This is a genomic window from Planococcus liqunii, assembly GCF_030413595.1.
Lineage (GTDB): Bacteria > Bacillota > Bacilli > Bacillales_A > Planococcaceae > Planococcus > Planococcus liqunii.
In genome coordinates this window covers 2,186,764-2,206,463 of record NZ_CP129238.1, presented here as the reverse complement: position 1 = coordinate 2,206,463, position 19,700 = coordinate 2,186,764, and the positions used below count along the sequence as shown (strand labels likewise).

17 protein-coding genes are annotated in these 19,700 nt (G+C 41.7%); 11 read left to right on the top strand and 6 right to left on the bottom strand.

Annotated features, from left to right (window positions below):
• Positions 1 to 6: 6 nt before the first annotated feature.
• Together QWY22_RS11155 and QWY22_RS11150 are read left to right on the top strand one after the other, a co-directional pair.
• Positions 7 to 825 carry a MetQ/NlpA family ABC transporter substrate-binding protein gene (locus QWY22_RS11155; protein WP_300980955.1) on the top strand — a complete coding sequence of 273 codons (819 nt, stop codon included), beginning with the start codon at positions 7 to 9 and terminating at the stop codon, positions 823 to 825.
• A 15-nt stretch (positions 826 to 840) separates the two neighbouring features.
• Positions 841 to 1,920: an iron-containing alcohol dehydrogenase family protein gene (locus QWY22_RS11150; protein WP_300980954.1), complete on the top strand. Its 1,080-nt coding sequence runs from the start codon at positions 841 to 843 to the stop codon at positions 1,918 to 1,920.
• A 289-nt stretch (positions 1,921 to 2,209) separates the two neighbouring features.
• On the opposite strand, the gene QWY22_RS11145 is transcribed toward QWY22_RS11150, so the two are convergent.
• The gene (locus QWY22_RS11145) at positions 2,210 to 2,350 is read right to left on the bottom strand and encodes an NADPH-dependent FMN reductase family protein (protein ID WP_300980953.1); all 141 of its coding nucleotides are present in this window, start codon (positions 2,348 to 2,350) and stop codon (positions 2,210 to 2,212) included.
• Positions 2,351 to 2,718: 368 nt separating this feature from the next.
• Positions 2,719 to 3,144 (bottom strand): immunoglobulin-like domain-containing protein, encoded by a 426-nt coding sequence (locus QWY22_RS11140; protein ID WP_300980952.1) that lies wholly within the window; start codon positions 3,142 to 3,144, stop codon positions 2,719 to 2,721.
• Positions 3,145 to 3,436: 292 nt separating this feature from the next.
• Here QWY22_RS11140 and QWY22_RS11135 point away from each other — a divergent pair, with 292 nt between their 5' ends.
• Positions 3,437 to 4,720, top strand: a complete 1,284-nt coding sequence (locus QWY22_RS11135) for a S1 family peptidase (protein ID WP_300980951.1) — start codon at positions 3,437 to 3,439, stop codon at positions 4,718 to 4,720.
• Between the two features lie 303 nt (positions 4,721 to 5,023).
• Here the strand turns inward: QWY22_RS11135 and QWY22_RS11130 are convergent, their stop codons facing one another.
• A complete protein-coding gene (locus QWY22_RS11130; RefSeq protein WP_300984382.1) occupies positions 5,024 to 5,887 on the bottom strand; it encodes an IS3 family transposase in 864 nt (287 codons plus the stop codon).
• The gene (locus tag QWY22_RS11125; protein ID WP_300980950.1) at positions 5,851 to 6,408 is read right to left on the bottom strand and encodes a helix-turn-helix domain-containing protein; all 558 of its coding nucleotides are present in this window, start codon (positions 6,406 to 6,408) and stop codon (positions 5,851 to 5,853) included. Before QWY22_RS11125 ends, QWY22_RS11130 begins: the two co-directional genes overlap by 37 nt.
• Positions 6,409 to 7,029: 621 nt before the next feature.
• Between QWY22_RS11125 and QWY22_RS11120 the strand changes: the two genes are divergently transcribed.
• From QWY22_RS11120 to QWY22_RS11105, 4 genes are all read left to right on the top strand, one after another.
• Positions 7,030 to 8,367: a PQQ-dependent sugar dehydrogenase gene (locus QWY22_RS11120; protein WP_300980949.1), complete on the top strand. Its 1,338-nt coding sequence runs from the start codon at positions 7,030 to 7,032 to the stop codon at positions 8,365 to 8,367.
• A gap of 112 nt (positions 8,368 to 8,479) precedes the next feature.
• Entirely contained in the window at positions 8,480 to 8,614 is a 135-nt protein-coding gene (locus QWY22_RS11115) for a hypothetical protein (protein WP_300980948.1), read from the top strand.
• 1,298 nt (positions 8,615 to 9,912) lie between these two features.
• A complete protein-coding gene (locus QWY22_RS11110; protein WP_300980947.1) occupies positions 9,913 to 10,596 on the top strand; it encodes a GntR family transcriptional regulator in 684 nt (227 codons plus the stop codon).
• A 170-nt stretch (positions 10,597 to 10,766) separates the two neighbouring features.
• A complete protein-coding gene (locus QWY22_RS11105; RefSeq protein WP_300980946.1) occupies positions 10,767 to 11,930 on the top strand; it encodes a mandelate racemase/muconate lactonizing enzyme family protein in 1,164 nt (387 codons plus the stop codon).
• An 861-nt stretch (positions 11,931 to 12,791) separates the two neighbouring features.
• Here the strand turns inward: QWY22_RS11105 and QWY22_RS11100 are convergent.
• A complete protein-coding gene (locus QWY22_RS11100; protein ID WP_300980945.1) occupies positions 12,792 to 12,968 on the bottom strand; it encodes a hypothetical protein in 177 nt (58 codons plus the stop codon).
• Between the two features lie 380 nt (positions 12,969 to 13,348).
• Here QWY22_RS11100 and QWY22_RS11095 point away from each other — a divergent pair, with 380 nt between their 5' ends.
• The 4 genes from QWY22_RS11095 to QWY22_RS11075 all read left to right on the top strand — a co-directional run bounded on the left by QWY22_RS11095 (position 13,349) and on the right by QWY22_RS11075 (position 18,472).
• Positions 13,349 to 14,455 (top strand): MBL fold metallo-hydrolase, encoded by a 1,107-nt coding sequence (locus QWY22_RS11095; protein WP_300984381.1) that lies wholly within the window; start codon positions 13,349 to 13,351, stop codon positions 14,453 to 14,455.
• Positions 14,456 to 15,050: 595 nt separating this feature from the next.
• Positions 15,051 to 16,358 carry an MATE family efflux transporter gene (locus QWY22_RS11085; protein WP_300980944.1) on the top strand — a complete coding sequence of 436 codons (1,308 nt, stop codon included), beginning with the start codon at positions 15,051 to 15,053 and terminating at the stop codon, positions 16,356 to 16,358.
• 242 nt (positions 16,359 to 16,600) lie between these two features.
• A complete protein-coding gene (locus QWY22_RS11080) occupies positions 16,601 to 17,980 on the top strand; it encodes a PepSY-associated TM helix domain-containing protein (protein ID WP_300980943.1) in 1,380 nt (459 codons plus the stop codon).
• A 21-nt stretch (positions 17,981 to 18,001) separates the two neighbouring features.
• Positions 18,002 to 18,472, top strand: a complete 471-nt coding sequence (locus QWY22_RS11075; RefSeq protein ID WP_300980941.1) for a FixH family protein — start codon at positions 18,002 to 18,004, stop codon at positions 18,470 to 18,472.
• Between the two features lie 109 nt (positions 18,473 to 18,581).
• Here the strand turns inward: QWY22_RS11075 and QWY22_RS11070 are convergent, their stop codons facing one another.
• Positions 18,582 to 19,580 carry a TRM11 family SAM-dependent methyltransferase gene (locus QWY22_RS11070; RefSeq protein ID WP_300980940.1) on the bottom strand — a complete coding sequence of 333 codons (999 nt, stop codon included), beginning with the start codon at positions 19,578 to 19,580 and terminating at the stop codon, positions 18,582 to 18,584.
• Positions 19,581 to 19,700 lie beyond the last annotated feature (120 nt).

The window sequence follows — 19,700 nt, the reverse complement described above, 5'->3', positions numbered from 1 at the left end:
ACTCACATGAAGAAATTTTTATTGCCAGCAATCCTACTTGTTTTACTGACTTTGCTCGCTGCTTGCGGTGAAGAAGAATCCAGCGCCGACTCGAAATCCATCAAACTGGGTGGCACCGCCGGTCCATACAGCGACATGCTGAACGAAGCGTTTAAACCGGCGCTTGAAGAAAAAGGCTATAAAGTGGAAATCGTGGAATTCAGCGACTACATCCAGCCAAACAACGCTTTGGACAACGGCGACCTCGATGCCAACTTGTTCCAGCACTCGGTGTACCTTGAAAACTTCTCAAAAGAAAACGGCATGGACTTGACCGGCCTGATTACGGTGCCGACAGCGCCAATGGGCATTTACTCGAATGTCTTTGACTCACTGGAAGATATCAAAGACGGAGCGACGATTGCAATTCCGAACGACCCGGTAAACGCAGCCCGCACATTCCTGGTCTTGCAGGACAACAACTTGATCACACTTGATCCGGCAGCGGAAGAATTGACGGTTTCAGAAAAAGACATCCAGGAAAACCCGAAAAACCTTGTGTTCCAGCCGATCGAAGCAGGCGGCTTGCCGCGTGCAGTGGAAAGCTCTGATTTATCAGCCGTGCCAGGAAACTTTGCGTTGGCAGCTGACATGAACTTGCTGGATGCACTGGTACTTGAAAATATGCCAGACCAATACCGCAACTTGGTCGCGGTGAAAACGGAAAACAAAGATACACAGCTGTCAAAAGACTTAGTGGAAATTGTGGAATCGCCGGAATTTGAAGCATTGATCGATTCCGATTTTGAAGGCTTCGGCAAACCGGAATGGATGGCTAGCCGTTAAGAGAGGAGAATCTTTGTGGAAGACATTATCGTAAAAGGCGCGCCGGCTGAATATATCTGCAATACCCATGTTCTCGAAGGACTCGAGGACAAACTGTTGGCGCGTAATATCAACAAAGTGTTGCTCCTGACCGGCACCAAGTCGTGGGAAGCGCTGCGTCCGTTCTTTCCGGAACTGGACAAAGTTGAAGTAGCCTATGAAAATTACCACGGGGAATGCTCGCTTACTGAAATTGCCCGAGTGGCAGAAATCGCAAAAGCCATCGGTGCGGACGCCGTTATCGGAGCGGGTGGCGGCAAAGTGCTTGATATTGCAAAAGCCGTCGCCCATGACACCGGCATCAAGTCGGTGCTGATTCCGACACTCGCTTCCAACTGCGCGCCATGGACGCCGCTTAGTGTCGTCTATACCGAAGAAGGGACGATGACTCATTACACCATTTTCCCGGGAAGCGTCGATCTGCTTTTGGTTGAGCCGCGCGTTCTGCTTGACGCTCCCGTAGCGATGCTGGTCGCGGGAATTGGCGACACCATCGCGAAATGGTACGAAGCGGACGTCCAGATAAGCCGCTTCGATAACCCGCCGCTTGCCTTGAAAATCGCCCATTACACCGCGAAGCTCTGTGCCGATGAAATGTTTGAACATGCGGAAGCCGCCATTCAGGATGCCAAACAAGGCCAATTGTCGGATGCCTTCATCAAAGTGGCCGAAACCATCATTATGGCGGGCGGCATGGTCGGCGGGTTCGGCGACAAATTCGGCCGCACGGCAGGTGCCCATTCCATCCACAACGGCATGACCATTTCGCCGGAATCGCACCAGGCACTGCACGGCGACAAAGTGGCATACGGCGTACTGGTGCAATTGCTGCTTGAAGGCAAGAACGGTGAAGTGGAACGGCTGAAAGTGTTCTATCAAAAAATCGGATTGCCGGCTTCACTGAAAGAAGTGGGGATTCCGAGCAAGTGGATCGAAGACATTGCCATCCAGTCCACACGCGTGGGTGAAACAATTCATGTGTTAAGGGAAGAATCAATTGCAGCATCGGAAGTCGCTGCTGTGATGAAGGGGATTGAAGAAACGGTAACTGCTTGATTAGACTAAGCAATTCAACGGATGGAATCTAATTGGCCTTTAACGGCCCATTAAAATCTAAATACTGTTCGTAAACCTCTTCGCAAAAAAAGCGAACGTTCGTAAAGTGCTTTAGCACTTTTACGGACGTTTTTTTATGGGGTTTTGGAGCAGAATTAGAGCGTTCGGAAAGGTGTACTTTTACGAACGGTTTAATAATTTAGGAGTAGACCTAAAAGCAGTGAAGCAAATATTGAATTTGCTTCACTGCTCACTGTTAGAAAAAATTAACTTATAACTTTGCATCTGTTTATTTCACTTTTTCCAACCCTGCGGAAATGATTGCCGCTGCGTTTTCAGTTTCTTGCGCAGGGACTTCGACAATGACTTCGTCCATAATTTTAAAACAGAAATAATTCTGCATCACGGTACGTATATAATTGGTCGACATTTAAAAGGCGTTTATATCAGACGAACTTTAATTACCGCCGCGCGCGCTTAAGAGAATAGCTTTTTTGCCATATAGGAAGAATTCTTTTTGGTCTTGCTATTTGTGATCAACTACGAAAAGAGATAATCTTCTTCTATTTTAATTGCTTGTTTTTCAATGTATTGATAAATATAAAATATTCTACTAATTTTCCTGAAAATTAGTTCCATTAAGGAGAATGAAAGTTACTTTCAGGTCCTTTCGTTACGTAAAAGTGCCGACTTAACCACGTTGAAGCCAGTTGAAGGAGGATTATCTTATTTTGGATAAGGGGGAGTGTGAGCATTACGCTTTTTAGCTATACTATTTTTCTAACTTCTTTCCCAGTATTATTCTTTCACTTCAAAAGGAGCAGCTAAGGAGCCATAGCGAGCTCGATATTTACCAGGGGTTAATTCAGCGTCCAGTTCGATAGCTTCTGTATACATTTCAATCGTTTCTCTAGGAGGGATACTAATCCCTTGTGATGTATACGTATCACTTTTAAAAGGTACTTTATACCAGCTTCCTGCGAAATACTTATCAATAGGAAATTTTCCGCCACCGATCCCTGTATATTCCGTTTCTCTGTGGTTGTGTATCGTTATACCAATCTCCTTGGTTGAAGGTTGGTACACTTCTTGCTTCATTGTAATTTCTATTCCATTTCGAGAAGTTGGCAACTCCTGTACAGGCGCCCTTTTTAGTGCATGTAAAAACAAGATAAGTAAAAACAAAGCAGTAATAATATAAATAATCATCTTAATTCTTTTCATTTATATCCTCCTCTATATCTCAACTTACAATAACCCTTCCAAAAATTGGGTGGACAATAATTAAGGAATCACGTTTCTCTAGATACTAGACACTCAAACGTTCAACTAATAAATACTTCATCTTTTTCATTAGTGCGTTAAGATAGGTAAACGGTTTTATATAAATAATTATAAATCAAATTTATAAAATTTTTATTATTTTTATAATTTTAATTTTATTGGTAATTTTAACATACATCAATATCCTCTAATGGTAAAATTTATATAATAAAAGTAAAAGGAGGACATTGTTATGAGAATTTTAAAAAGTGTAACAGTAGTATTACTATTAGCTTTGAGTTCAGTTTTTGTGCTTGGCGCTCCTGTTAATGCGACAGAAAACAGCAACGAAATCGAAAAAGATAAGAAAGAAAAAGAAAAGATTGAAAAAAGTCATGGAAAATCAAAACGACAAAATGAAATCAGAAAAGAACTTAAAGAAGAATTAAAACTAGAGGGTCTCGAAAAAGAACATATAAATGAGGAAGGGGGATTTTATTTCACTGCTAATGATGGAATTGTGCTTCAGGTAAAAAAAGAAGCTTCTAATAAAGAAAAGCATTCCAAGTTAGAAAAAGTTTTTAAAAAGTTAAGTAATAAATCAAATTCTAAATTCAATATCGAATATATCTCATATTCACAAGAAGAGTTGGAAAGTTTGGTGATAAATTGGTTCGATCTAAACCCTAATATCGAATTCTCCGAAAATATTATTGTCAGGTTTGATTATTTAAACAATCGAGTCGAAGTACAGACAGATGAGTTATCACAAACGGAACAAAACAAATTACTTAAAAAGTATGGTAATAAAATTCATTTGAATATTGACCCTTCTTTGGAACTATCTACTTCCTATTCCAAGGAGAGAACTGATGATTGGAATAAACTTGGTGCTGGAATCGCCGTACGACAATATGCAAGCGGAAGCTGCTCTACAGCCGGTGTAGCGAGGAAAGATTCACGTTACTTTCTATTAACTGCAGGTCATTGTATAGACGCCATTGGTTCCTCAGTACTTCAATATGATAGGAGAGTAGGAACAGCACATGTGGATGGCCGTTCAAGAGATTACGATATCGGCTTAATTGAGATTGAACTAAGCGGTATAACAAGATATGCATATAATGGATTGTACACATATGATACTAATCCTAGTGATTATCAAGGAAGACTTCAACACTATGACACACCTGATAATGCAGAAACTCTATGTAAGAGCGGTATAACAACAGGATACACTTGTGGAATAGTGACCACCACTGCTGCAAATGTTTCAGGCGAACTAAATTTTGAACTAACAGACACTGATTACGGAACGAATGGATGGTTAGCCGGTGAAGGTGACAGCGGATCAGCTGGATTTAGATCTTCAAATGGCTATTTAATTGGCATTCAATCTCGTATAGGAAGATCTTTTGAAGCAAGTGATGGTGTTAGATATGCTAGTATTGCTTACTTTACTCCTTATAAAGCTGCTGCAGCTAGTTATGGCGTTTCTTTATATACTAGCAGTACGCCAATCGAAATTTCTTATTAATATTGATTGTAGATTTTCAATCGATTTAAGTAGAAGAGAAATGGTTCAGCAGATTGATCTAAGCTTCATTTAAGAAACAGTTTATAAAGAAAATGTTAGCAGTTTTGCTACTAAAAGATGAATCCGGTATCATGCTGATTTCATTAGAAAAAATGATACATTCAAAACGTTGTTCTGTAAGACCTTAAATCTTGAATCTGAAAGGGTTTAGGTTTACATATGAGAGATTATCGGTAGCCGCATATAAAGGGAGAGAAAAAGCTGAATACAGCATGGTAGTGACCCCTTAAAGTTAGAGTTTAGTTATGCAGTTAATTGGCTGGCATGAATTCGGTAATTTACCGGACTCATACCGGCCAATTTTTCTTTGATGCGTTCGTGATTGTAGTAATAGACGTATCGATCAATTTTCGCCTTCAATTCTTCATACGGAACCAGTTTTTCTCCGTAATACATCTCCTGTTTAAGCAAACCAAAGAAGTTCTCCATCGCCGCATTGTCGGCACACGTCGCCTTTCGGGACATGCTTTGGAAAATTCCGTTCTGCTTTAATGTCTTCACCCACAACCGGTGTTGGTAATGCCAGCCTTGGTCGGAATGAAGGGTTGTCCGGTAAGCAGCCCGGTCCCCAATAATCGGCAGAGCTTGATGCAGCGATTCCAGGACGAAGTCGAGGGTGGGACGTTTGGACATGCCCAGTCCAATGATTTCGCCGTTATAGAGATCCATCACCGGGCTCAAGTAAAGCTTGTCTTCGCCCATACATTTGAATTCGGTTACATCCGTCACGATTTTTTGCAAGGCGTGCGAGGTGTGGAACCGGCGGTTCAACCGGTTTTTCGCGATGGTCCCGACCTTGCCTTTATAGGAGCGATAGCGCGATTTCCGGATGAACTTCACACATTTTAACTTCATTTCATTCAGGATGCGTTGGACTTTCTTGTGGTTGATGACGTAGCCTTGCGCCTTTAATTCTAAGTGGATCCGGCGATACCCATACCGGTCTTCGTGTTTCTCAAACAATGCCCGAATCACTGTTTTCCATTCCATATCCGGGTCTTCCGAATCGAACCGCTGCCGATGGTAATGGTACGTGGCTTCTGGAAGATCGACGATCTCCAGCACATCCCTTAATCGGAATCCTTCTTCTTGGAGTTCGAATGCCAGCGCTGCTTGTGCTTTTCGAGGTAGGCATTCGGGTTCTCCTGGAAAGCGTCTAACTTTTTTAAATACGTAATCTCCAAGCGGAGAAGCTCATTCTCGCGTTCAAGTTGTTCTTCACGGGACATCGTCCCAGTTGGTTTTGCCGGTTTCTTTTTCGGATTTTTCGCCATGGGTGGCCGTCCTTTCGTTCTCAGGCCTCCTGCCCCTTTCGCCAAAAATGCTTGTTTCCATTTCGCAATGAGGGTAGGGTTGTGCATCTTGAATTCAATCGCTGCATCCTGGTAGGAAGCGCCTGTTTGTTTCATAAAGTGTAATACATCCAGCTTGAATTGAACAGAATACACCCGGTTCTTCTGCCTGTTCCGCAAGCCTTCTTTTCCGAATGCCTGGAAAGCTCGCACCCAGCGGGCAATTTGCCCGTGGCTGGATAGGCCATATTTTTGGGCTAAGCGTGGATAGCCCAACGGGCTAGCCAAATACTCGTTGACCAGCTTCAGTTTGAATTCTTCGCTATATTTTGCCATAGAAAAAACACCCCTAAAGTTAGATTTTAACTCTAACTTTAGGGGTGCAGCACCCATTCTTCTCTCCCTTTGTTATTGTTTCCTAAAAAGTATATATATGACCGCTTAGTGTGGAAACGCATTCGTGTATTCCATAGTGCTGTTACTGAAGTAGACACCATATTGCGGCAAACACATTTTGAATCATTTCAAAATATACACTTATATACCCGTAATAGATCTTGAGTAGCGTTAGGCGAATCCTTGAACTTTCATCCAAGTGAACAGCTAGCTCTTTGTATTCCTCATTATTCTGGGTGTCTCCGATCGGGTCGGAGTTTAGTTAATGGGGCAGAGGTTTTGAATTGTTCATCTCTTCTAAGAAAGCATACATCACTGCCATATCTAAAAGCGGCTCATAATTCTCGATGCCGGTATCCCAATCATTAAAAGTATAATTTCCAATTATCATGAAAGTAGTAAGATTATTTTTTATTTTCACCTAATTATGATAACGTTATTTTCAAAGGAGTTTCATATTTTTAGTTATATATGAAAGTCTTAACCATTTTTGATACTGGGTTTCAGGGGAATGAACTTTAGTATAGTATGTTGAATATTTTAGAAAAGGGGAGGAAAACGATGACGAAAGTTTCGTGGTCAAGATTAATGTTCTTTACAATGCTGATCTTTGTATTGGTTTTGGCAGCATGTGGCAATGATGATACTTCAAATGAAGAATCAACGGATGACCCGGATGCTGCAACAGAAGAAAGTGCTGACGAAAACCCTGAAACAGCAGAAGGTACTGAAGAGGGCGTTGAGGAAAGTGCAGATGGAGAAGCTGCAGAGACTGAACCAAAAGTTACTGAGTTTGAACCGGCATTTCCAGAACAAACAAGAGCACCTGCAGTAAAGACTGAAACAGAACTTGATGTGGAAGTTGTTGTTGAGGGGCTTGGCGTTTCTTGGGGTATGGCAGAGTTTGAACCAAACCGCTTGTTTGTTACGCAAAGGGATTCAGCAGAACTTCTTATTGTGAACCTTGAAGATGGCTCTGTTTCCGACCCAATCGCAGGTACACCCAAAGTGAATAGCGAAGATCAAGGTGGTTTGCTTGATGTCACGATTGCTCCTGATTTTGATGAATCAAGATTGGTATTTCTGACGTTTTCCCAAGATGTTGAAGGGGGGACTGTCACTGCTGTCGGTAAAGGTGTTTTATCAGAAGATGAAGCCTCACTTGAAGGATTTGAAGTGATCTTCCAAGCATTGCCAGCATATGAGGGTACCTTGCACTATGGGGGACGTATTATCTTTGATGATGACGGCAACCTGTTCTTAACAACTGGTGAGCGCTCAGATGATCCAATTCGTGAACGTGCACAAGACTTGGATGCTTATTTAGGCAAAGTAATTCACATTACACAAGACGGGGAACCGGTAGAGACGAATCCATTTGTTGAAGATGAAGACGCACTGGATGGCATTTACAGCTACGGTCACCGTAATATTCAAGGTATAGACTTCCACCCTGAAACAGGAGACTTATGGATTGTTGAATTCGGTCCACAAGCTGGGGATGAACTGAATATTATTGAACCAGGCAATAACTATGGATGGCCGATTGTTTCTTATGGTCTCGAGTACTCTGGTGAATTAATCAATGAGGGCATTTCAGAACACGAGGCGCAAGGTTTTATTGAACCAAGATATTATTGGGATCCGACAAGTGCGCCAAGTGGTAGTTCATTCTATGATAACAACGCAATTCCTGAATGGGAGAACAACTTGTTCATCGGTGGTTTAGTGTCGAGCTATATTGCACGTGTCGTTATTGAAGGCGACACCATCGTTGGAGAAGAACGCCTATTGACTGATGAAGGCGAACGTTTCCGGGATATTCTTGTAACGGAGGATGGCGCGCTTATTGCAGCCACTGATGGCGGTAAGATTTATAAGATTACTGCAGCAAATTAAGGCGGCGGAGTTGAAGGTGCAGAAGAAGACAAGGATGCTGAATGATTTTATATTCGCTAAAAGCATCCAGGCTTATGCCGATTTCATCGACTTAAGGCGCTTGACGATATGAATGAAGCAGGCAATCATGGAAATCCACGATTGCCTGCTTCTTTTTGCTGCCTGTGCAGATTGGAAATATAAAGGGAGTATGATTGACTTGACCCGGTGGATGCACAGCGCTGATGACAGCGAAATGATGAAATAAGAAAAGTGTCTATCATGCAGGAAACCATTGAAGTGTTCAAAATTTTTTGAAATTGTGGATTTGGTGGTTGCTCCACAATCGCTAAATCAGATTGTCGAATTGCTGATAGGGTAGAATCAGAAAATCAGTGAGCTGCAGAGCGATCTGGATGAATTGAAAAAAGCCGCGGCAAAATCCAAGTAGAAGTTTTAGGGTAAAGACTAGGATTTGAATGTAACTTTTGTGCAGTTAAGTTACATTCAAAATTAAGATAAAAATAAATGTCTAACAGTTAGTTTATATTTGATTTTTTTGTGTTCCCTGACCTCTTGTTTGTATATAAAACATAAATAGCATTTAGAATGAACAATACTATTGCGGATATTAAAAACCCAAATATTCCAGGTATATTTGGCCCCGTTATTAAGAAGAAAATAGTAGCTAAAACAAACGCAGTAAAGCCAGCCATACTCATTTTCCATCGGGAATTATCTAGTCTCGACATACCAACGCTCCCTTTTCTTATACAAAGAGTAGTTATCTCAAAAATTACTAGTTCTGAATCCTTAAGTGGGACTAGCTTAGGACGATTATCTTTTTTAAAAAGATAATAATTGTCTTTAGTATAACTGAAATGAAGAATATTTTTTAATAATTTTGAATGTAATTTAAAGCTATTTAAGTTACATTTAAACTTCCGATACCATGCGCTATATTAGAAAATCCCTTAAAACTGATTTTATACGAAAAAATGATAGATTCAAATGGCCGTAACATAAGGTTTTGAAACTTGCATTTCAAAAGGATCTGGGTTACTCAGTAAGAGTTGTCCAAAGAATAAAAGATTGTAAATCCAATGCTGCGATTAATTGCACTGTTATTAGCTATTATAATAATTGCAACTAAACAATCACTAATTATGGTGCGATTCCAGGAACAGCTTATAATTGGAAAATTACGATATTAAAGGACTGGAATAAAATTGAATAATGGAAAATACCTATCCGAAGTTGGTATTGACGCCGTGTTGTTCTAAGCTTCCATCGCCGGTGTGTCTGTAGTGTTCAATTTTGATCAGGTTAGTGATGTGAAACCAATAGAAAGCTAACTATTCGGTGCTATTAATGATTTTAAGCCAGATCATTTTCAAAAAGAGTTATATGCCAAAACAGAAGTTACCTTTGAAACCATGCTTATACAGGTGGAAATCTGATATAATTTATTCAATATCGGCACTTTTATTAAATTGAAATTTGGTGAATCTCATGAAGGAAAAAGAGAGAAGAAGCAGCGATAATTCTGATCTGAAGAAGACCTTATTGCGATACAAGGAAGAAACAAATGAAGACCGTTTGCCGCAGCAGGCTTATATAATTATTCAAAAAGCGATCCGGAACTTACAGCTTCAGCCTAATGAGGCTTTTTTGGAACGTGAAATTATCGAAATGCTGGAGATGAGCCGGACGCCGGTTCGCGAAGCATTGATTCGATTGGAGATGGATCGCTGGATTCGGTTGATCCCCCGCAAAGGGTTTATCGTCGAACCAATCGTCAAAGAAAATATTGAGCAACTGTGCCAAATCGCTGAAGCGTTGGAGGGAGTGGCTGCCGAGTTAGCGACATTGCATATCAGCGAAGAGCAGCTCGAAATTCTGGATTCTCTCATTGCGAATCAGGAAAAGTATCTGAAAGAAAATAATTTAAAGGCTTATTTAGATATAGACAATCAATTTCATAATTTGATCGTTGAGTCCTCACGGAATGAACGGTTGAAAAATATAATGGACAGCCATTCGGATCAGTTGTACCGGGCAAGGTTGTTTACCATTAATGAGCGAGAGCTTCCTGTCCGGTCCATTAAGGAACATCGGGCAATCGTTGCTGCCATGCGAGCCCAAGACAGCAAAGCGGCTCAACTCTTGATGCATTCCCACAGGCATCGCGGCGGGCAGGAAATTTTGAGAATTATCGAAAACAAACCAAGGAATAAGAAAAACGAATAATAGAAGACGTTTCTTAACATGAAGCGTCTTTTTTATATGCATTCAAATTAAAAAATTTATTACTGAGCTTTTTTAACTAATTTAAAGTAAATAAGCGCTTTACATTGACATTAATAAATTTATTAATTATTCTTAAACTAGATTATAAATTCGGAATGGGAGGTTTCAAGATGAAGATTATTGATATCAAAGAAAAAGCCGTACCTATTAAATCGAGTATCAGCAATGCGTATATTGATTTTTCAAAAATGAATGTTTCGGTCGTAGCAATCGTCACGGATGTGTTTAAGAATGGCAGACGAGTGGTAGGATACGGTTTTAACTCAAATGGCCGGTATGCGCCAAGCGGACTGCTTCACGAACGGTTTATCCCTCGTTTGTTGGAAGCGGAAACAAATGATATTTTAAATGATGAGGGATCTAATTTTGATCCTCATAAGATTTGGGATATTTTAATGACGGGCGAAAAGCCAGGCGGCCACGGGGAACGGTCGGTTGCGGTCGGAACGCTTGATATGGCAATTTGGGACGCCGTTGCCAAAATAGAAGAGAAGCCGCTTTATCAATTGCTGGCCGACCGTTACGGGGATGGAAAGCCGGACGATAAAGTATTTGTTTATGCGGCAGGCGGCTACTATCAGCCAGGAAAAGACGATAAAATGCTTCAAGATGAAATGAGAGGCTACCTGGATCTGGGGTATTCCGTTGTGAAGATGAAAATCGGAAACGGTTTAGACGAAGATCTTCGAAGAATCGAAGCCGTCCTGGAAGTGGTGCCATCCGGCCAATCTCTGGCGGTGGACGTAAACGGACGGTTTGATCTGGAGACAGCGATTCAGTATGCAGAAAAATTAGAGCCCTATAACTTGTTTTGGTATGAGGAAGTAGGAGATCCGTTGGATTATGAACTTCAAGCGGAGCTTTCCAAGCATTATAAACACCCGATGGCTACAGGAGAAAATCTGTTTTCCATGCAGGATGCCCGAAACCTCATCCGCTACGGGGGAATGCGGCCGGACCGGGATTATCTGCAGTTCGATTGTGCATTGAGTTATGGGCTGGTGGAGTATATGAGAATACTGGATATGTTGAAAGAACATGGCTGGTCTTCTCGCCGTTGCATTCCACACGGGGGGCATCAATTGTCTCTGAATATTGCAGCGGGATTGGGGCTAGGCGGGAATGAGTCGTATCCGGGAATTTTTGAACCATTTGGAGGATTTGCCGATGATATTCCAGTTGAAAATGGATATGTGGGTTTACCGGACGTTCCAGGAATAGGATTTGAAACCAAAGCCCCGTTGATTAAATTGCTTCGCTCGGTTGCTGAATAATGCATGATAAAAATCAAGATTTTTTAAAGTTGCGGAACATATTTTGAACAATTCAAGAAAAAAGACACTCAAGTTTTATTCTAAAAAGATGACACTGATAATGTGGGTTTACCACTCTGTCAGTGTCATCTTTTTTAGTTCCCCAGCTTTCGCGTTAAAAGAGGCTGTCTTCACTTAATTCATACTCTATAATGTTCTTCTTGTGCTGCGGTATTTCAACGTTTGAATTTAAACGATTCATTAACAGCATTGAATATACAACTTTAGAGCTCAATACCTTATGTTTACATAAACGATTTACATGTGACTGCTTTAATAAAGTGAACTATCTGCTGATAAAGGAAAAGATGCTATATTTGTAGTGAAGTGATCTTTCATACTTTATGTTTGTTAGTAAAAAACTTATTGAACGAACAAAAGTAAATGAAGATTAATCTGTTTGTATAATAATTTAAGATACTGGAATAAGTTTATAATCTATATTTTAACAGGGTGTTTCTGAAATAGATTCCTTATCCCTTGAAAGAATTCACTTCATTCTTATATTCCTATCTAACTTCAATCCCAAAAATGAGGACTTACATAAAAATTGCGGAACAGGAGAAAGTTGTTGCGTTTATGTACAATGAAAGGGCAGGGTGAAAAGAACTGCCGTTGCAAGAAGTTTTGTAGCGAACGGTCGGTTTTTTTTCCTTCGATCATTACTTGTACTTCAGGTGATTTGGCTTATTTGAGATTAAGTTAATGCTTTCAATTCAGCAAAAATATTTATAGAAAGGACGAAATTGATAAGCAAATAGCGTGAGGATGAACAAAATTTTTAAAAAAAGCGATTTCTTTATCTTAGTTGCGTTCTCAAATTCAATTGCTTTTAAGTCTTTTCTTTTTTCTCATATATTGAACATAAAAAATAGCGGCAATTGCTATAGAAGCTAAAAACGCTCCAATTTTAATTTCGTCTGGAAATAGAAACGTTAACGTTAAAAAAGCAAGACCAACAATCAACATTACGATGGACAATAATAAATTGACGTTCATTGGATTTCCTCCTTAATTTAAACTGTCATTACTGTCTATACCCGTATAATGGCAATAAAGTTTCATTTTTCTTTAAAAATCATATAATTTAGGACAATTACTCCATTTGAAAGAAACTTTCAGTCCTACAGCATTAAATTTTGTTATTGATTTTGTAAAGTTAATAAGTAAATGCATAAGAAGTACTTGCATAGTAATTGATTTATACGCAGGACAGGAAATGTTAAAACCAATACACTTTACTGAAATTATTAGGCAATCGGCCTATCAACTAATTTACACACAAGGCGAGGGATCAAATGTCGGATTTTGAAAAACATCCACCAAAGAAGAAGAAAAGAAAAGATGCCTCCACAAGAAAAAAGATTTTAAAGAAAATCATGCGATCCCTGCTAGTCATAATCAGTGTATTGGTGATGGCTGTTCTGCTGGTTGTCAATCTATCGCCGACTTTTGGTGGTAATCCGAGCAAAGAACAAAAAGAAACATATGAGGCATTTGATAATTACAAGGATGGAAAATTCGTCAATCTGCCTTCTGAAATACCAGCCGGCAGTATTGAAGTTCCTGCGACACTTGCTACTTCAATGTCCTCGCGAGAAGAAACCAGCCCGTCCGTTCGCTTGCCGGTTTCTGAAATTGATTGGAATGCGATCAACTCGGATGAAGACAGCTTAACCTGGCTTGGCCATTCTGCTTTTATCTTAAGCATCGACAAGAAGAAAATTTTGGTGGATCCAATGCTGGGCCCTATTGCATCCCCGGTTTCCTTTATCGGCCCAAAGCGATACAGTGACGATTTGTTGGGGATTGTAGAAAAGCTGCCTGCTATTGACGCGGTACTTATCACACATGACCATTATGACCATCTGGATTATCAGTCCATAACCAAACTGCAAAGCAAAGTCGCTCATTTTTTTGTGCCATACGGTGTGAGCAGCCATTTGATTGAATGGGGCATTGCAAAAGAAAAAATCACAGAACTGAACTGGTGGGAGGAAGCGGAGTTCCAAGAGTTGACTGTAGCATTAACGCCCGCCAAGCATTTTTCCGGTAGAGGCCTTTTAAACCAGAATTCGACGCTTTGGGGCGGATGGGTCATTCTCGGAGAACAAACCCGTTTCTATGTCAGTGGAGATGGAGGGTATGATGCGCATTTCAAGGAAATTGGCGATACGTACGGACCCTTTGATATTGCTTTAATAGAGGGCGCCCAATACGATACGCGCTGGCCCGAATCCCATATGCAGCCGGAAGAATCCGTTCAGGCCAGCATCGATGTACAAGGCAAGGAAATGGTATTGACTCACTGGGGAGCGTTTACGCTAGCGCGGCACGGATGGACAGAGCCGATTGAACGGGCAGCGGCAGCGGCCGAAGAAAGAGGAGTAACCCTCACTTCTTCACCTATGGGTGAAACTGTCCCGCTGGATGGAAACATGTCTTCTCCTTTTTCCACATGGTGGGAGAGTGCAACAGTCAAGTGATAAAAGAATTTAAGAGACAGCAATACTAAACAGAAAACGGAGAGGAATGCTAGCTATAGAGCATTCCTCTCCGTTTTTTTGCTATAGCCAATGTATGGGTTTTAGAATCACTGAGTGGAGAATGACGATTGTGCAATGGCATTTCAACGAAAGCTTAATTATTAATCACAATAGAAAGTTTATAGTTTATGTGTTCATTCAGCTTGATTAGGAATTGGTCCAATTCTGCGTTGGAGGGAAATTTACACTCAAGCAAATAACAGCTGTCTCCACTGATTTGTAATTTTTGAGCACAAAAGCTTCTTGTGATTTAAGAAAAGACAAATAGGGCTACTTCTATGTGTTTCTGGTGAAAATGCTGATGATGGCTTGCACAAGAAAACTCATATTTGCTTGAATGACTTTGAATAGTTCTCGATAGTTCCGCTGTCTTCTAATTTCTTTACACTAGCTGAGGCAGCTGTTCAAGGATCTTTTTTCTGGCAACCGTCACCCTTATACGAAGCAATTAATTTCTTTCTATGATTGAAATGTTCGTTGTCTTTCGTTACAGTAAATTTCGAGTGTAAAGAGATTAGCGAATAGGAGCATTTCTATGAACCACAAATCGTATTTGGCATTAGCATTGCCGCTGACGCTTTCGACAGTTACCACACCTTTATTGGGAGCCGTGGACACGGCTGTCGTAGGCCAACTCGACAACCCCGCATACATTGGGGGAGTAGCCATTGGTACAGTGATTTTCAACACCATGTACTGGTTATTCGGATTTTTGCGCATCAGCACTTCGGGCTTTGCTGCCCAGGCTTTTGGAGCAAGGGATGAATTGCAGGAAAGACTTTCTTTCATAAGGCCTTTTTTTATTGCTTTGTTGATCGGGCTTGTGTTCCTGCTTTTACAAAGCCCCATTGAGTATGCAGCGTTAAAATTACTTAACCCGGAATCTGACGTTGAGGCGTTGGCTTCAAGTTATTTTGCAATTCGCATATGGGGAGTTCCGGTGACGTTTGTCAATTACGTTATTCTTGGGTGGCTTATGGGCATGTCCCGCATCAAAATAGCAGTGATGATCCAGGTGTTGATGAATTTAGTCAACATATTCCTTGATCTCCTTTTCGTGCAGGGGTTTTCCTGGGGAGTTCCGGGGGTTGCTGCGGCAACATTGATTGCTGAGAGCCTGGCCTTGGTGATTGGAATATATGTAATAGCTAAAAGTACATCAATTACGTTCAAATCCTTATCAATGGCTCATATTCTGGATACTTCGGCATTAAAGAAAATGTTGTTGGTCAATCAGGATTTATTTGTCCGGACAGTGTGTTTATTGCTTGTATTCAACATCTTTACATACAAAAGTGCTTCTTTTGGCACCGAAACCCTTGCTGCGAATGCGGTGCTGATTCAAATCCATTATTTGATGGCGTACTTTTTCGATGGTTTTTCCAATGCTTCCAGCATTCTTTCCGGAAAAGCGGTGGGATCACAAGATTACCCGCTGCATAGAAAGACACTTTCCATTTCAGCACAGTGGGCTGCTTACACGTCCATCTTTCTAACGGTCTTGTACGGACTATTTCATGAAAGAATCATTCAGCTTTTCACGAACAATCAGGAAGTCATTGCAATTGCAATGACTTATAGTGATTGGCTATTATTGTTTCCCATATCAACAAGTATCGGCATCATCTTTTACGGTATTTTTACAGGAGCTACAGAAACTGCCCCTGTCCGAAAGTCGATGATTTTTGCCTTCCTTTTCTTCTTGGTAGTTTACTTTGTATCAGTTCCATTATTAAATAACCATGGACTTTGGCTGGCTTTTATCGCTTTTAGCGCCGGCCGTTCTATATTTTTATCATTCTACGTACCGAAGCTGAAAACCAGCTTCGCGAGTTTGAATTAAATTCAGCGAGTTTTTTAGAAGGGCAATTAGCGAATTCGAGTCTTCCAACAGCTTTCATGAACACTTAAATTTAGATGCTTTTCTTAAAAAGAGAAATCTAAATCGGAATTCTTTGCGTTAGTACTGATGAAGCACAGCCGACCAACTTCAACGATTCTTATGGAAAATGTAAGTAAGTGAAGTTCGAATCCTTATCAAGAAACGGAAAATTTCAAGGCGGCTCGGGAAAAGAGGAGTAACAAATGGAAAAGAATACAGAGAAAACGAGTGCTGCTAAAGCACCGAAAAAATCAGTGAATGGCAGATTCTATAAAACCATGTGGAGATGGCATTTGTATGCGGGCATTATTTTCGCGCCGCTTCTCGTGCTGTTAGCTATAACAGGTTCCATTTATTTGTTCAAGGCTGAAATTGAAGAAGTACTATACAAAGATTACTATCAAGTTAGTCCACAGGATGAAAGAGCCGCCGTTACAGAACAGCTTGATGAAGTGAAACGGCTGTATCCGGATGCGGTGGTGACGAAATACCGACCCGGTGAAAGCGAAACCCGTTCCAGCGAAGTGACCATCAGTTCGAACGGCGAGTCCCTCACTGTATTTATGGATCCCTATACTGGAAAATCCATTGGGGAATTGAACAATGACGACCGGATCATGGATAAGATTGAAGAAATCCACGGGGAATTGATGGCCGGGACACTCGGGGACCGAATTGTTGAACTGGCTGCCTGCTGGGCTATTGTGCTGATGGTGACAGGCTTCTTTTTGTGGTTCCCCAAAAAGAAAACCGGCATCGCCGGGACTTTAATCCCTCGATTGCGAAAAGGCAAGAAAATCCTGAGAAGGGATCTCCATGTTGTCCCGGCTTTTTGGGTAACGGGAGGGTTGTTGTTCTTGGTGCTGACCGGGCTGCCTTGGTCCGGCTTGTGGGGAGCCAATTTTCAAGCCATCACGACGAATACGGGGGAAGGTTATCCGCCATCCGTTTGGATTGGGGATGCACCAACTTCAAATATTCAAACACAGGATATTGCCGAAGTGCCTTGGGCTGCCGAAACTTTGGATGTGCCTCTTTCCGCCATACAAGGCCAAGTTCCGCTTTCACTGGATAAAGTAGTGGAGGTGGCGGAACAAGAAGGCATTTATCCGAGTTATTCCATCTTTATCCCACAAGAACCAGAAGGTGTTTATACGCTTTCCGTCTTCCCGCCAAAAGCGCAGGATGAAGCGACCATCCATATTGACCAGTATTCAGGGGCCGTCTTGGCAGATTACCGTTATGAAAATTATGGCGTCATTGGGAAAATTGTGGCATGGGGCATCACGTTGCATAAAGGTTCTCAATTCGGGCTTGCCAATCAATTGATCAGCTTGTTCATCTGCTTAAGCGTTGTTTTTGTAGCCATCAGCGGCATATATTTATGGTGGAAACGTAAACCCCAGAACGGAATAGGGGCGCCAGTGGCACCAGCCCTTTTCAACACGAAAGCTTTTCTGTTCCTTATGATTGGATTGGGTATTTTATTCCCATTGGTCGGTCTGTCCATACTCGCCGTCTGGCTGATTGATTGGCTCTTAATCCAACGCATTCCTTCTGTAAAAAAGTGGCTGAATGCTTAATGCAAAAAGGAGGAGACCGCAATGAGAAAATCAGGAATGCTGGCATTGTTGCTTCTATGTATGCTTATTCTAGGCGCATGTTCCCTTAACAGCGATGCAGCTAGCTTGTACAAGCAAGAAAGCCCGCTTCAAGTAAAAATGAACGTGCCAGAGGACCTTTCGGTGAATGAAGAAGTCGTACTTGAAGTTTCGTTAAGCCAAAATGGAGCGCCGGTGGATAACGCAGACTTCGTCCATTTCGAAGTCCAGAAACAGGATGGTTCAATCCGCTTTCCAATGGAGGAAGCGGAAAATGCCGAGAATAGCGCATATCAAATGCAATTTGAATTTGAAAGCGAAGGCCTCTACTACCTCGAAGTGCATGCAGGGAATAAGGGATCCGTTGTAAGCCCTCAGCAGCAATTCATCGTCGGCGAGCTCTCGGACAGTGAAGTGGAAAGTCTGAAGCAAGGATCCAAGCCAGAACAAGGCTCATCTGGGCATCACCATTAAATTATATTTAATAAAAAAATAAACTTCCGGAGTCATTATTAAGACTTCGGAAGTTCGAGGCTGCCGATATTTTATCGGCAGCTTATTTTTTTCAACTAGGTGAAAGATTTTAAACTTCTATTAATTCCTCAACCAAGATGGCTGGTTTAATAGTTCGCTCACACACCAAGATTTCCCGCAGAAACAATCCTTTTTTCGCGATGCAGCGGTCGGTTACCGTGAATCCAGCTTCTTCTATCATGTGATCGATGGACTCAATGGTAACGACAAGCAGTTTTTCGGCGAAGGGCAAGGCATGGCTAAGGATTTCCTGCTGTTCGTCTGGTGTGGCGTGCGTATAAAGGTTATAAGGCATATCTATGATGGCGACGTCATATTGCTGGCGGATGTCGGCAATCGGCCCTAAGTCAACTCTACCCGTCAAACCGAAATGCGCAATGTTTTCACGTGAACCATCCACGACAAGCGGATTGATGTCCCGGCCGACAATATCGATTCCCATCGATAAAGCTTCGACCAGTACAGTTCCAATGCCGCAGCACGGATCGATTGCTTTCACTCCCGCGGGTTCCGGAACGGCAATGTTGGCAATGGCGCGCGCCACTTTAGTGCTCAAAGCCGTAGAATATTCACGCGGTTTTTGCTGGTGCTTGAACCAGACTGACTCACTTTGCAGGTATGTGCCGAAATACCAGCGGCCGCCAAACGGCATGAGTCCGAATGTGACATCCGGGTTATGGACGTCTGCTTTCCCGGTAATGACAAAGCCGATCTGGCGCTCAAGGTCGCGTTTTTCCGCATAATCCACGTTATTTTCGAGCGTCAACCCGTTGATTTTCGGTAAAATTACTTTAAACGTGGAACTGTCCATATTCACGTGGGCAGCCTGCTCCAGAATATCCGCTACATCTGCGCCTTCAAAGAGCACTTCGATGCGCTCCTTGATGAACGGGCTTCTGCTCGGGTCTATGCCGCGCGTACTTTTAACGACTTTCTCTTCAGAATCCGCTCCAAAAAAAGCGCGCATTTCCAAGAAGCATAGGTCTTTCTCATCTTGATGGTATGCGTATGTATAAAGAAATTCACCTGTTGGCGTTAATTGTTTCAATTCATCCCGTCCTTTTTTGCGCCGTTTTCAGGCTGCATGAAACAAGTATACCAACAACGGCAGAAAAAGAAGGCATAAGAACATCGAAAAAGACACGGATTCCAAAACGTATTCAATTGA